The organism is Tildeniella sp., from assembly GCF_059505325.1.
The window spans coordinates 1-14,259 of the sequence record NZ_JCACKI010000069.1 but is presented as its reverse complement, the minus strand read 5'-3'; the positions used below and the strand labels follow the sequence as shown (position 1 = coordinate 14,259).

Sequence of the window (14,259 nt, the reverse complement as noted above, 5' to 3'; positions counted from 1 at the left end):
CAAAGACTTGCCAGCATTGCCTCCGGCTATCTTTTGACCTCGTCGAACTGACGTTTTATTAATGAGCATTGGTTACCTGATTCATGAGTTTTCCATACGCGTGAATAAGTCTTTCAGACTCTTGCCCCACCTTCTCTACTTCTCAGACACAACCAAACTGGAGGAAGCCGATCGCCCGAACTCTTCGGGTGCATATTCCAGATGTGCCTCGGCACCGGGGTAGAGATACGTGCCGGGAGTGACGGAGCGGACGAGGTAGTGGAGGGTATACACACCGGGATCGAGCTTATCGCCAAAGGCAACGACGCGATCGTGGTAAATGGTTTGATAGCCCAACTGCCAGCTATCGCCCTGCGCTTGAAAGTAGGGTGTCGTGGTTTGGAAGCTGTTATCGACTGCCTCAAAGCCTGCGGGTAGCGGATCGGTGACGATGACATGATCGACGGGATGGTCGGTGATAATCTCTAGCCCAATGTCGTAGACCTGTCCCACGGGAACGGTGAGCGGCTCAGGCGCATAGAGTCCGGTTCTGTACAGCACTTTATCCTCGTTGGCGGGACGAATGGTGCGGGTCAAGCGTAAGCCGTTAAGCTTACCGGGTTGATTGCCCTGGAGCCGATAGCGGTATGCCACCAGATAGTGCAGAATGCCCTGACCAGACTTTTTGAGGGTGATGTCGCTGCGATCGCGCGGGAGATCCGCCATTTTCACCGTCATGTCTGCGCCAGGCGTTTTGTAGCCTTCAAACGTCGCAGTGGTCAACGTCTTACCTGCTAGAGTTGCGGTTGCTTCAAAGTTAGGTGGTGTGGGCTGGAGTTGGCTGTACTCGACCAGTGCGGTGAGTGCTTCGGCATTGTCGTGAGTGCCCTGCCAGGTGCCGTTACGTCGTTGTCCGAGAAGCCCTTTGAGCAGCCGATCGAGATCCTCAGACCTGGCTTTTTGAGCAACGAAGAGCCGTAATGCTTGTGCTTGAGCCGTCGTCGGGGAGTTGAGCCAGCGCCAGTTAGGGGGCAAATTCACAGTGGCGCTGCGTCCAGTCTGGTAAATGGTTTCCTGAAGTTGGCTCACCATTGCAGTGGCTTCTTGCTGCCAGTCGGGGAACTGCGCCAGATATCGCGCCAGTTTAATTTGGCTGATGGGATCAAGCTGGTTCCGCTGATTGTGAAGATCGGCAAGGAAATCATTACGTCGATCGCCCAATGCTGATAGCGCAATCAACGTTTCCAGCCGCACCTGGTTCTTGCACAGTGGCTCTTTGCAGAACTCGTATTGTCCAGGATCGGCGAGCAGTTTCTTCAGATATGTCGTCAGTGAAGGACGTAGCGAACCGATCGCCGCTTTCTCTAAACCTGCACGATCGGCAAGGGCGATCAACTGAGCCGCGTAGGGCGTAATAAAGGGATCAGATGCGTCCTGTCCGGGATAGGATGCAAACCCACCGTCCGGTTTTTGGAGCGACTGCAAGCGCTCGATCGCCTGTTTTGCCTGCCTGCCAGGATTAAAGCTGGCGAAGGTTTGACCGTAGGTTTTGGTGAGGGTTTGCAGGTTGGCGGCGATCGCTAGCTGGCTGGCAGCAGGTTCCAGGAAAGGCAGATCGGTTTCGTCTAGCACCTGTTTGGCAGGTACAGACAGTGTGGGAATGAGACTGCTGGCAAGCGAAATGTCCAGCCCACCAACATCAGGAACAACGTTTTTGTCCACATTTAAGGGAATCGAAGCCTGATCGGAGGTGGTGCCAGCTTCCACGACTTGTTCCGTCACATCCAGCGCTTTCACGTCGAGCGGCACTTCAAACGCATCGGTGTCGCTGCCGAGCTGTGTAGTGAATTTCACCTTCGCGTCGCCAGTGGTTTGCACGATTACGGGAAAGCGGTAGGCGCTGGTGCCTGCCGTTGCCTGCGCTTGCTGTTGACCAGAGGCGTTATCGAGCCTAAGTGGATCGGTGACGGAGCCGTTGACTGCAAGGTTGCCATCTTGTCCCGTGTTGTTGGTGACGGAAACACCTGCCTGGAAGCGATCGCCCGGACGGGCAAACTGCGGCAAGAGTGGATTTGCAATCAGGGGTTTCGTCGTTACAAAGGTCGTATCGCTATTACCAAAGTGCATGTTCTCGTCGGTAGCGACTGCCATCACACGCCAGGTTGTCAGGTCGTCAGGTAGTTTGAATTTAACCGTGGCGTTGCCGATCGCGTCGGTTTTCACCGAGCCGTTGTAGTACGCCAGCGCTTTGAAGTCTGTGCGAATGCGAGTATTGCCAGCCCCGTCGGAGGCACCCCCTCCGTAGCCCCAGCCTTTTTCGAGGGGCGATGATTGCGCTTGCAGCACCACATCCGGGCGATTATCGCTCAAACGAATGGAGATGGGCTGTTCGGCGTACACCGTCTTTACCAAGTCGGGCGGACGGTAGCCACTGAGTTGCAGCACCGCTTCGTTAACAACCATTAGAGTGACTTGTCCCTTCGCTGGCTGTCCCTGATTGGTGACTTTTAGCTGAACAGTCTGTTCGGCTCCTGGTTGCAGGGTTGGGGTTACAGTTGTCTCGACCTTGAGGTATTGGGGCTTGAGATCGGTTTCAAAGGGCGCAAAGCCGATACGGACGAGTTTGTCCAGGCTGCCAGGTTCTAACTGCGCCAATGGTTTACCCTGACGGATCAGCACTGCCTCGACTGCCGCATTGGGCAACATATCGGGCGTAACCTGAAATTGCACCTTGGGCGCGCTGCCCTGCACCTTCGTCAGGGTTTTGTAAAGGGTGTTGTGGCGAACGACGGCAAAGTAGAGTTCGCCTTCGGCATAGGGCGATTGGATGAGTGCCGTTGCCATCTCGCCCACTTGATAGCGCTTTTTGTCCAGCTTGACTTCCAGGCGATTGTTGCGGTAGCGACTGCCCCAGCTTGCAGACGCATCACCCGTTGCCCAGAGTTGCACATCGGTCGCACCATCATTGCTGCCTGCGAACGTGGCACGGAGGCGATAAGAACCCGGCGCTGGCGGCTTTAATGACGCAGTTTGTGGAGTGACATCAGATTTTACATCGATCGTAGCCACCGTCTTATATTCCACCTGATCTTGCTGGGTGCGACTGCCTTCTACCAGCTTTGACACGCGGCTATAGTTCATCTGCTGGAGTTCTAGATGCACGGTTTGATTCAAAACCGGGGTGCCTGTGGGATCGCTGACAATTACCTTGACCGGAAAGTCTTGTCCTGCCGTTGCCACAAAATCACTCTGCAACCCGATGAGTTTTTCGGTCGGCAACGCGAGAAAGGTTTTGGAATCGGCAACGGACAGGTTGGATACGTCCGATACCTGAGCATCGACGCGGTAGGTCATGGGGTAGGGCAGATCCTTCTCAACCGTGACCGTCTGGCTGCTGTCACCGTTTTTGCTCAGCACTTGATTCGTTTGCAGTACGTCGCTGGCGATCGTCGGTGCTTCTTCGGGCCAAAACCACTGCTGTCCAAAGGCAAAGCCATCCCAGCCTTTGGGTGCAAACTCTGCCTGCTGGCGGGTGACATAGTATTCAACCTTGCCGCCTTCAACGGGGGAGCCGAAGAGGTAGTTGCTCTGGGTTTTGGCGGTGATGCTTTGCCCGACGGAGGCGATCGCAGCAACGTTTTGCGATTCCAGGTCTGCGGTCTGAGTTGTATCAGTTGGTTCTCCGGGTTTGCCACCTTCTAAGGTCAGTGCAACTTTAAAGTTGGGTGGTTTAAATTCAGCAACGCGGAACTCGCCAGCAATTTCAACCTCATCGTCGTTTTTGGCGAGGATGGCGTAGTAGCCGAGGGGTTGGTTTTTGGCGATCGACCATTCCTTCGAGAACGTGCCAAACTCGTTGGTGGTCTGCGTACCCAGGCTGGTTTCCTGCCCATTAGAATCGCGCAGCGTGAGGGTATAGCGGACGTTCTTATCTCGCTTGAGGGTGCCGTTTTGCAGATAGTAGGCAGCGCCAGTAAACCAGGCTGTTTCGCCCGGTTGGTAGAGTTTGCGATCGGAAAAGATAATGCCGCGTGAGTCTGCCTTGCCGCTCTGCCAACCTGCATCTACGCCGTAGTCATAAGCACCGCTGTATTCTGTCGTACGCGTAAATGCCCAGTCTTTGCCTTCTTGCGCCACGATGAGTAGCTTTGGCGCTTCGGTGAACCGTCCAGCGCTGCCCATGCAGGTTTGTAAGGCTGAGCGATCGAGTAACAAGGTGCCAGTCTTGTCTGTTTTGCCTGTTGCACAGGCGCTGGGTGTTGGCTGGGTTTTCGACTCCAGCTTCGATTGGTAGATTTGCACAGCAGCGTTGGTAACGGCAGCACCATCCGATAGGTGACTGACCCGTACCATGCCCGACTCTGGGAACCATTGGGCAAACACGCCTAGATTCGTCAACTGCACCAGTCCATAGGTCGTCGGTTCGCGCCACTTTTGCTGCTTGCCATCCTGATACTGGTTGGTGCGTGCCTGAACGCCATACGCCAGCATTCCGGTTGCGCCGCTCAACTGTTTTTGCAGTGGTACGGTGGTGTCGATCGCCTGATTCTTTTGACCCTTCACAGACGCACTCTTCCAGCTTGAAGAATTGGGCAACAATCCCTTGCCGTTATCGCGGGGATAGGCAGAGTCGGCATAAACCAGATCGGTGGGCTGCACCACGGTAAAGGCAGTTTTGTAACTAGAAAGGTTGACCGTGGAAAGGTTGAGTTGAAGGTTTTTGCCTGTCGGAAAGATATTGAGTCCAGACGGTGCCCACAAGTCAGCCGCAACGTCACCCGTTTCGTAGTCGATCGTCGTGGGTTTGCCGAGCGTCTGCCCATATTTATCTTTGAGATCAGCACCTAGCTTCACCGTGTACTTTGTACCGGGATTGAGTGCCCAGGGGTTGAGGGTAACGATGCGATCGCCCTCGTAAACACGCACTAACGGCACATCTTTTTTGGGTGCTGGTTCTACAATAATGTGGGCGATCGCGGCTTCGGCATCCAGTTCATTGTTGAATTCCAATTGAGCGCTACCGTTCACAAAGCGTCCCTGCACCCCACTTGCGTCCGGCTGCCCGTAGTAGCTCAGTTTTTGGAATGCCAGCGGCGAGTAGGTTTCGACCTGACTGGCAAAGACGCTCTCGCTAGCCAAATTGCCCTTCGCTGACATTAGTCCTGGCGTAACGTTGAGCCGATAACGAGTGGCTTTAGAGAGTGGTTGCTGGGGTTCGATTGTATAAATCCAGTCACGCGCAGCCGGATCAAAGCGCTCAGTGGGAGACGGCTCTTCTGGATACTGTTCCTTCGTTTTCTCTTCGCTCTTTTCCAGCGCCACATTCAGCGCGACGCTGTTTGTCTCCTTGCCTGGAATAAGCTGTACGTGCTCTTTCAACGAGGCTGCATCAAGCTCTACGTTTGACGTGAATTTCAAAACAGGCTTGACATCCAGCGGTTCGACGGTCTCACTTCCTGGCATCCCAGCAGTTGGTGTACCCGGAAAATTGGTGAGCTTAATCGGTTCGGTGTTGAACGTCCAGGCAAAATCTTGCTCCAGGCGATGTTGCTTCAGGTCTGCCAATCCTGCTTTGAGCGTGACTTGAACACGAGTCGCTTTGGGCATTGCCTGATCGCCTTGAAAGCCCACCATGTGCGGTGTGAGAAAGCGAAACTGACCGGGCAGCGGCGGTACAACCTCAAATTTTTTCAGGAGGTCTTGCGGCTCTTTGCTTTCCAGGCGATCGATCGGGATCAGTGGTTCCTTAAACCGAATGCGGATTTGAGCAGTCGTTGCCGCTTCTTCAAGAGGGCTGATCTGCTCGATCCAGTCTGGCAATTTAGGTGTTGCTAAGGCGGCAACAGATGGCTGTGGGTTTGCCGTAGGGGTAATGTTAGCGAAACTACAGCCTTTGATGGCGAGGGCAACGCATAGAGCGAGCAAAACAAACCAGGGCTTCATGCCACTGCCACTTCTCATCACTATTCTCCCCACACTACGTGCGATCGCTACTAGCCGATCGTTTGTTACCACACCAGTCCTACTCGCAAGGAGGGGGTGATTCCCGGTGTTGACTATAAATCTTTACTATTTGGCGATCGCGATTTTGGCAACGGATGACCGTAAAACCGGGTCAGCTTGCTTTGCGCTTAATAAGGTTGCTGTACTCATCTGGAGGATGAGACCCGCCATCGTTTAGTCATTTATACTGAACTCATATGGGGTTCAGCGATATTACCTGTAATAAGATCACCTGTAATCAGGAGGCACTCAAAATGTTTCGCACTGTTGTGTCTTTCATGTGCGCGATCGCCGTTTTTGCACCAACGGTGACACTAGCTGGCGAACGGCATGATCGCGGTTTCTACAACCGTGATTCTTATAGTCGCGGCTATTACAATCGCGGCTACAACACTTATCCACGCACCATTGAACGGGTGCGAACGATCGACTTCTACAATCGGAGCCGTGATATCGATCGGCGGGATATCCGTCGCTGGGAACGCCGTGATGAGGCGCGAGAACGCTACTGGCGCGATCGTCGTGATGATCGTTATCGTCGTGAGTACAGGCGCGATCGCTACGATCGTCCCAGAATCATTATCATCCCCCGCATCTCGTTCTAAGAAAAGCGCTCATCGCTTTAAGCAAGGGGTGACAAACAGGTGTGCATCTACTTCTTGTGTGCATTTACTTGGGGAAACTACTTAGGGGGTGCCAGCGGTGGGCAGGTTTTGTAACCAGGAGAGGCTTTGTCAAAATTACACTGGTAGATCGTGCTTTTCTGCCAGCTTGTTGGAATTTCTAAGAGATCGCGTGTGCCCGTGATGCCTTGCCCGACAAATAAGAGAAGAGCGACACAATTCAGCACTACGTGGGTAGTACGCCAGCGATTGGCTTGATCCTGGTAGATGTCACGGACGATCGCCAGCGAAAAGACCATAAGCAACGCTGCTACTAGACCGTAGTAAAAGTGAGACGCAAACCATGCTTTATCCAAGCGGTAAACGCCATCCTGGAAGCCAAGCACAACCAGACCAATGCCCGTCAAGGTAGCAAAAACGCCACGCCAAACTTTCTCTTGTGCTCGATACAACAAGACAAGAGAGGCGATCGTTGCTATATAGAACAGCCCGATCAAAGCGACTTTAGAGGGTTCTTTAGTGAATACTCCGTCAGTGATAATTTTCTCAATGATGGGGTATGTAATGCCGAGTAGATAAATGCCTACAACTGCACCCGTGAGCCAGCGCCCCAGTTGAACGTGCTCTTGCCCAACTGCAGGGGGAATCTTGCTTTTACTTCCTGCCTTTACCTCTAGACGACGCTGGCGCGTTTGCCACGCCATTCTAATCACCATACCAATCAGGGGAAAGACGATCGTGACTGCGATCGCGGGATGCAGCAACAGGATAAAGTCTTCGGCATTCAGATCCATATAGCTTCCCCTAGAACATTCAAGAATGCTAGTAGAGTATCAGGTCAAGCTGAGAGCGTGCTGAGTTGGGTAAAAATTTGCAAAAGAGGGTAAGGGAAAGGCTCAGATTCGCGTTTTACTACCCCTGTAGCGCTTGCGAAATAAGCCTTTTCCTTACCCTTAAGTTGGTTAGATTCCCCACCCTTCTAAGGTGGCGCTTAACGGCAATCTAAACTTTAAGCACCCAAACGCTGCGTGTGTCAGCGCTCACGAAGGACGCAGGTATCACAGCAAGATCAACACCCAGAGACTTAAAAGCAGAACGAATCAACGTGGCGTGAGACGCTTCGGTCGCGCCAATACTGGCACCTGCTGTGACCAGCGCAGGTGTTTTGAGTTGGGCGATTTCACGACTATAGGCGATCGCGGCATCGGTTTCCAGTGCCAATGCGAGCTTTGCAATGTTGACATCAGAGTCAAGCGCACCCTCGCCCGCTTTGAGATAGGACGAGACATCATATTGCTGCTGGGCTGCAATGGGAGTACCACCCAGTTGTGTGATGACGGTTGCCAGAGTGTCGCGGTGCCGTTTATGATCTGCCTGGTTTGCCAAAGCAATTGCCAATACCGCTTTGCCCACAGCCGTGTTGGTCAGTTTACCTGCTGCAAAGCTGTAAGCCCAAATCGCCTGATGCTCATAGAACAAAGCGCCGTTGAGCACCTTGGCATCATTTGCATTCATGGCTGATGGGGCAGCATCCACACGTTTGACGATCGCTGGCAGACTGAATGCACCAGCAGCACCCACAACGGCTCCTGTTTTCAGCATGTCACGACGTGACCAACGCTTAGTGCGACGAGCGGTAGCTTCAGGCAGCATATTTCTTTCGTTATCCATCTTGATGTGTTCTCCTAACCTAAAAGAGTGTGTGACTCAGCTTGTGTGCAATCAGCGCATGAGTACCTGATGGTGCGCGTTACGCCATCGGTTGCCAGCATCGTGATGCCAACGCGATCGCCCCCGTCTGGTTAGTCAGCCTTTGGTGTTATTAAAGACAATCCAGTTTTTGCCCACGCAAAAGCAAGCTCTACCGCACACCTGCTCTCGCACAAGGCAGATTAACCAATGAGGAGCGAATCTAGAAAGTGATACGCAATCCTTGTGCCTTTGGATCTGTTACGTCACGTCACAGAATACTTGGGAGGAGCCGTCAGGTTATACCAATTCTATAAAATCGCCCTACAGATTCGTTTTTACTGCTGACCGCTGACCGCTGACGGCTGACGGCTGACTGCTCAGCCAGCGTCACTTTCACAAATCAAAACAGAGCATCACCCATCAGCGAATGCTTACAAAGCCAGCTTTGGCGATTAACGCTTGCCCCTGTGGTGAGAGTAGAAAGTTTGCATACGCTTCTCCGGCTTGCTGCTCAGCAGCGCCATTCTGTTTCACAATCACAAAGAGGTTGCGAGTCAAAGGATATTGTCCACTTTGAAACGCACTGACGTTAATTTTATTGCGCTGACCAGGACAGCGACTGGGAGCAACGAGCGGCTCTTGATACGGCGGCACAAATTGACCTGGCTGGCGACCGATCGGCACAGGTTTGACCGTACATTGTGGCACCAGTTCAGTTGCTGTAGAGAAATAGACCCCACCGGGATTAGTTGCCAGTTTTCGTAAGCCCGCTGTCGTAGTGGCAACATCCTGCACGTTAGCGCCGGATTGACTATCATCGCCTAAGAGCACTTCGATCGTGCCTGCCCCTGCTGTAGGAGGACGCTGAAAGGGCTGAATGGCAAGGTTTGGTCCACCCACCTGCCGCCAGTTCGTAATGCGACCACTGTAGATTGATCTGATTTGGTCGATCGTCAAACCAGGGATATTCAAACTGGGGTTCACCGCGATCGCGATGCCATCGATCGCCACGGGAATTTGCTTGAGCTTCACACCTTTTTGTGCCGCCGCCTGGTTTTCTTGATCACGCACAGGACGCGACGACTGAGCAAACGCAATCTCATCCTGTAGCAACATCTGAATGCCTGAACCTGAACCGGGTGTGCCAGAAATGGGGTCAACGTAGCGCAAGCGAAACTCCGATCGAGCAGATTGAATGACCGGATCAGTCGTCAGCCTGATCGGTGCCCAGGTTGTGCTGCCGCCGTAGCTAAACAGACCCGAAGGAACATTCTGAACGTCTGCAAAGCCTTCAGCCGTTGACGGATTCCCGTTAGCGTTTGGATCAGCCGTTGCTGGCACTGATGGATTACCACCCCCACCTGCGCTACCAGATGGGGTGTTAGTTGGTGCAAGGATTTTACTCAGGTCACTACCAGACCGCTGCGTAAACCACCAAAAGCCTCCCCCAATCAGCCCTGCCGTCACCAAAAACGCCAGAATCAATGCCGTTGTATCGTTCTTTTGTGCCATAAGACTTTTTGTGCCACAGATTGAGAGTCGGCAAACTGCGTGTACTCGTTTAAGGTTAAAGGATCAGCGTCACCAATCAACATCACGATCGCTACACACAATTGTTCATTTGTACCCTAGCGATCGTTGCTTGTGCCAGCAATTTCTGACCAACACTCTTAGAGAAAGGTAGATAGCAGATTGAAGATGATCCGAAACAAAGTCGTTGCTGCAATTGCGATTAACCCAGTTGCAACAGCGATCGCTACAACAGTCAGCAGTACGTTTCCGCCAAACAGTGATGCAAGATAGACAGCCAGTCCGTGTAATCGCGGTACAAAGAGTACGATCGCCAGCGTTATCCCTGCGGTAATCAACAGATCTACCCGCTCAATCGTGCGGCGTGCCTGAAGAAACACCAAACCTGTCAATAGCACAACCCAAAAGAAACCACCGAGAAGGAACGGTCCCATCAGGCTCAACACAGCGATCGCCAACAACCCCCCTTCAAACCCTGTGAACGCAGCGGCAGCTAGCAATTCCAGCGTCGAGAAAGGAGCGATCGCGCCACGTCGTCTTACAGGTCTTGCAGGCTGCGGCGATGCAAGTGGGGCAGCCGATTGAGCTGGCTGAACGGGTTGGGGTGGCGCTGTAGGAGGAGAAGACACAGGTAGGGATGCTTTTGGAGTAGTGGGCGATCGCCTACCCGCAGTGGAGGGCGGCTTGAGTGCTGACAATACTTCTGCTGCCGCTTGGAAGCGTTGGCTGGGGGTTGGTAACAGCATCCGATCGAACACATCCGCCAGCGTGCGATTCACACCGGGCGCGTAGCTACGCCATTTCCAGGTGTTGCTGTACGAATCAAACAATTCATTGGGTTGCTTCCCCGTGAGCAGCATCAAGCAGGTGACAGCCAGCGCGTAGAGGTCACTAGACGGGTAAACTTCACCACCAGACATCTGCTCTGGCGGCGCAAAGCCTAACGAGTAAATGCCAGTCGATTTCGTGGTTGCTGCGCCTTTCGTTGCCTGCTTCACCGCGCCAAAATCTAGCAGGTAAAAGCGTCCGTTGCGATGACGCATGATATTAGACGGCTTGATATCCCGATGGATCGAGCCATTGTCATGGACAAAGGTAAGAATGTCGAGTACCTCTTTCAGCATGGCAGCAACATCATCTGGAGAGAGCGTGCCCTTTTGCACCAGTTCTTCCTCCATCGTTTCCCCGTCGATGTATTCCTGCACGAGATAGAAAAACTTGTCTTGCTTGCCTGCTTGTGTGCTGGGAACCGTCAGCTCAAAAAACGCGAACAGGTCAGGAATCAGCGGATGCGTATTGCCTAGTTGCTCCAGCACTTCTGCCTCACGCTCAAAGAGCTGTTGTGCAACGACAAGCTGAGCGGGGCTGAGTTGACCAGACGGCAGAAACTGCTTGACGACACACTGGCGCATGGCTGGCGTGTAGCGATCGCGCGCCAAGAATGCCGCCCCAAAACCGCCCTGCCCTAACAGGTTCAGCGGTACATAGCGTCCAATGAGGATCAACTCCATGCCACAGGTTGTGCAATATTTTTGCGGCACTGCCCTGAGCGTGGCTTGGTGATCCAAGTCGGTAAAGGCATTCACGGGACGTGGGCAGCCCGGACGAGTGCAGTAAAGATCCATAGAGCGTATGGGCGAGCTTAATCAATTTCTGGCACAATCAAACGGCTAGTGCGTGAGCTGGAGGCAACAGGTTTCAAGGGTTCTCTTGGCTCAGATTCATAGGGCTGCAAGTTGGCGTAACCAGCGAACTTCGGTAAAATCTCCCGGCAAAACGCCTCGGCAGCCTTCGATCGATAGCGGTTTGGGTTAATGATGACCGACAGCATCCGTTTCACGACCACATCATCGATTCTGGCACGATGCAGTACACCCATTTGCAGTTCTTTCTCGATCGCTGAAATGGATACAAACGCCGCTCCTAATCCAGACTGTACTGCGTTTTTAATGGCTTCGATCGAATTTAGCTCCATCTCAATTTTAAGGCGACGGGTTTCAATGCCGCACCGCGCTAGAACCTGATCAATCACCTTACGAATGGTTGACTGTGAATCTAACGCAATGAACTGGAGCTTATATAAATCGTCTTTTTGTATCGTCTCTACTTTTGCTAATGGATGGAAGACTGGCAGGATCAGTGCTAGTTCATCTTCGGCATAGGGAATAATTTCTAGAGAGTCTTGCAGTTCGGGTGAGATTTCACCACCAATGATGGCAAGGTCGATTTGTCCATTCGCTACACTCCAGGAGGTGCGACGCGTTGAGTGCACATGTAGCTGCACAGCCACATCAGGATACTGCTGCCGGAAGACACCGATCATTCGCGGTAAGAGATAGGTACCAGTGGTTTGACTGGCTCCAATAATCAAGGTACCGCCCTGGAGGTTTTGCAAATCTTCGATCGCACGACAGGTCTCCTGGCAAAGCGTGAGAATCTTTTCGCCATAGCTCAAAAGGAGATGACCAGCTTCGGTAAGCTGTGCCCGTCTACCGCCTCGATCGAATAGGGGCACGTCCAACTGGCGTTCTAGATTTTGGACTTGTAAACTCACGGCAGGCTGCGAGACATAGAGACTATCGGCAGCGCGCTTGAAACTTCCCTCAGCGGCGATCGCTTTGAGAATGCGTAACTGATCCAGAGTAAACGGAAGGTCAGACATACTGCTAAACCTGAGATTTTGGAGGAGCTGGAGCGTACCTACCTGCTGGTTTAGACGCGATCGATGCCTCAGGCAATCAACACGCTTCTAACCCAGAAACCCTAACACAGTCATCCGAATAGTCCCTCACAGTAAGTTGTGCCATGTATCGTATTGAAACGTAAATTAAAGAACTATGAAACGGGAGGTTATTCAGGACTTTCTGAATTTACCAGGAATTGCAGGCGTTGCCCTAATGGATGGGCGTTCTCGACCCTATTTTTGTGGTGTCGATCAAACCCTGAACTTTCAACAAAAAGAGGCGCTTGCTCAAGGACTCTTACAAGTCATTGAAACCATTCCTGACGGCTTCGATGCGTTTGAGTTTCAATTTGCCGAGCACCAGGTTCATCTCTACAAGCTCGACCGAGGCATGGTTTTGCTGGTTTTAACGTGTCCCAGTCTGGTTTATGCAGATTATCTGGGCAGCATCAAACAGCTCCGAGTCGTGCTGCAAGAAGACAGCCCAAACGCGATCGCCACCTTCCGTTTAATTGCTGGAAACATTACCCTGACGGGTTTAACCTACCGCAAACATACTGCCGACCCAGCAACACTCGCTGACAGCATCGTCACAACCGACGCTCAGGACGATCGTTCAGAGCCTCCCCCATGCCCTGATCCCCTTCCTGAAAGTGCTGCCAGAGTCTTATCGTCACCCGCTGATCCGCCCACTCTGAAAGCGGCGATCGCTGCCCTCAACCACCTCAGCCAATTTACAACCCAATATCTGGGCACCCATGTCATTACAAATTACTGGAAAGCCACACGCCCTTCAGCAGATTGCCTAACGAATATTCAGGTCGATCGCTCCGCTCAATTTTCCTTCGCAGGAGCGCTTCCCCAGGGTACTCTCACGCCGCTAACTCCTGAAGAGCAACAGTGGCTTCAAGCGTGGGTCAGTGCCTTCATCAAACGATGTGCTCAAGTGATCCGAGACTTTCCCGTGATCGTCGATCAAAAAGCGCTGAACGATCAGCAAAAAGCCCTTCTGCTTACCCCTCACCCTTAATCCTCGTACCTACCATGGCTAAAACCGTTAGACTTGAACCGATCGCACAGAACACATCCGTTGAAACCAACGGCAATCTGCTCTCAGTCCTCATCAACAAGGATCTGGACGTTTTGAAAGAGTGCGGTGGTCGCGGTATGTGTGCCACCTGTCATATCTATGTGCAACAGGGCATGGAGTCACTATCGCCTGTCAGTCGCCGTGAGCAACGCACGTTAGAAGTCATCACAACCTGCAAACCCCACTCCCGTCTTGCCTGTCAAGCAAGGGTTTTGCAGGATGGCGTTGTGGTTGAACTACCACCGGGTATGTACATCAACTCCATCAAAGATATCGAAGCACTCATTGGCAGACGTGCCGACCAGGATTTACTGCATCCCCTTACTGGAAAAGTTCTCGTCGAAGCAGGCAAACTCATTACCCGTTCGACGTTGAAGCAAATTGAAGACACCAATAGCTTTAATGTCGGTAACTATTTCTCGCACACAACAGATTCTTAGAGGATGTTTTAAAAGTCCAGATGCGTGTAGCTCTGGCGACTGAAGTCGCGGCTACACGCACAAAACCTGCCTACGCAGGTGCCAAAACCCTCGTGCTGAGGTAGTCCGCGCAGGCGGACTTTGTTGATGTAGTCGCGGTTTTAACCGCCAGCCACTTTTCAAACAGCCTCTTAGCTCGACTTTATCCAATTAGGCAGCGTAGCACAATAGGCTGAAACA

The 14,259-nt window shown here is 52.6% G+C and carries 9 protein-coding genes; 3 read left to right on the top strand and 6 right to left on the bottom strand.

Features of this window, described 5'->3' with window-relative positions:
- Window positions 1–135: 135 nt before the first annotated feature.
- Entirely contained in the window at window positions 136–5,940 is a 5,805-nt protein-coding gene (locus AC5JO6_RS24750; protein WP_496083712.1) for an alpha-2-macroglobulin family protein, read from the bottom strand.
- 296 nt (window positions 5,941–6,236) lie between these two features.
- Between AC5JO6_RS24750 and AC5JO6_RS24745 the strand changes: the two genes are divergently transcribed.
- Entirely contained in the window at window positions 6,237–6,587 is a 351-nt protein-coding gene (locus AC5JO6_RS24745) for a hypothetical protein (protein WP_496083711.1), read from the top strand.
- 77 nt (window positions 6,588–6,664) lie between these two features.
- Here the strand turns inward: AC5JO6_RS24745 and AC5JO6_RS24740 are convergent, their stop codons facing one another.
- The 5 genes from AC5JO6_RS24740 to AC5JO6_RS24720 form a co-directional block, all read right to left on the bottom strand.
- Window positions 6,665–7,399 carry a DUF4079 domain-containing protein gene (locus tag AC5JO6_RS24740; RefSeq protein WP_496083710.1) on the bottom strand — a complete coding sequence of 245 codons (735 nt, stop codon included), beginning with the start codon at window positions 7,397–7,399 and terminating at the stop codon, window positions 6,665–6,667.
- A gap of 208 nt (window positions 7,400–7,607) precedes the next feature.
- Complete coding sequence (locus AC5JO6_RS24735) at window positions 7,608–8,276, bottom strand: ferritin-like domain-containing protein (RefSeq protein WP_496083709.1); 669 nt, start codon at window positions 8,274–8,276, stop codon at window positions 7,608–7,610.
- Window positions 8,277–8,717: 441 nt separating this feature from the next.
- Window positions 8,718–9,809, bottom strand: a complete 1,092-nt coding sequence (locus tag AC5JO6_RS24730) for a PstS family phosphate ABC transporter substrate-binding protein (protein WP_496083708.1) — start codon at window positions 9,807–9,809, stop codon at window positions 8,718–8,720.
- 158 nt (window positions 9,810–9,967) lie between these two features.
- A complete protein-coding gene (locus tag AC5JO6_RS24725; RefSeq protein ID WP_496083707.1) occupies window positions 9,968–11,452 on the bottom strand; it encodes a protein kinase domain-containing protein in 1,485 nt (494 codons plus the stop codon).
- 17 nt (window positions 11,453–11,469) lie between these two features.
- Window positions 11,470–12,489 carry a LysR family transcriptional regulator gene (locus tag AC5JO6_RS24720; protein WP_496083706.1) on the bottom strand — a complete coding sequence of 340 codons (1,020 nt, stop codon included), beginning with the start codon at window positions 12,487–12,489 and terminating at the stop codon, window positions 11,470–11,472.
- A 175-nt stretch (window positions 12,490–12,664) separates the two neighbouring features.
- On the opposite strand from AC5JO6_RS24720, the gene AC5JO6_RS24715 reads away from it, so the two are divergent.
- Together AC5JO6_RS24715 and AC5JO6_RS24710 are read left to right on the top strand one after the other, a co-directional pair.
- Window positions 12,665–13,540, top strand: a complete 876-nt coding sequence (locus tag AC5JO6_RS24715; RefSeq protein ID WP_496083705.1) for a hypothetical protein — start codon at window positions 12,665–12,667, stop codon at window positions 13,538–13,540.
- A 14-nt stretch (window positions 13,541–13,554) separates the two neighbouring features.
- Window positions 13,555–14,040, top strand: a complete 486-nt coding sequence (locus AC5JO6_RS24710) for a 2Fe-2S iron-sulfur cluster-binding protein (RefSeq protein WP_496083704.1) — start codon at window positions 13,555–13,557, stop codon at window positions 14,038–14,040.
- The last annotated feature ends 219 nt before the right edge of the window (window positions 14,041–14,259 follow it).

Coding starts and splice junctions, on each gene's coding strand:
- AC5JO6_RS24750 (WP_496083712.1), bottom strand. CDS start 5,940: ATGAGAAGTGGCAGTGGCATGAAGCCCTGGTTTGTTTTGCTCGCTCTA.
- AC5JO6_RS24745 (WP_496083711.1), top strand. CDS start 6,237: ATGTTTCGCACTGTTGTGTCTTTCATGTGCGCGATCGCCGTTTTTGCA.
- AC5JO6_RS24740 (WP_496083710.1), bottom strand. CDS start 7,399: ATGGATCTGAATGCCGAAGACTTTATCCTGTTGCTGCATCCCGCGATC.
- AC5JO6_RS24735 (WP_496083709.1), bottom strand. CDS start 8,276: ATGGATAACGAAAGAAATATGCTGCCTGAAGCTACCGCTCGTCGCACT.
- AC5JO6_RS24730 (WP_496083708.1), bottom strand. CDS start 9,809: ATGGCACAAAAGAACGATACAACGGCATTGATTCTGGCGTTTTTGGTG.
- AC5JO6_RS24725 (WP_496083707.1), bottom strand. CDS start 11,452: ATGGATCTTTACTGCACTCGTCCGGGCTGCCCACGTCCCGTGAATGCC.
- AC5JO6_RS24720 (WP_496083706.1), bottom strand. CDS start 12,489: ATGTCTGACCTTCCGTTTACTCTGGATCAGTTACGCATTCTCAAAGCG.
- AC5JO6_RS24715 (WP_496083705.1), top strand. CDS start 12,665: ATGAAACGGGAGGTTATTCAGGACTTTCTGAATTTACCAGGAATTGCA.
- AC5JO6_RS24710 (WP_496083704.1), top strand. CDS start 13,555: ATGGCTAAAACCGTTAGACTTGAACCGATCGCACAGAACACATCCGTT.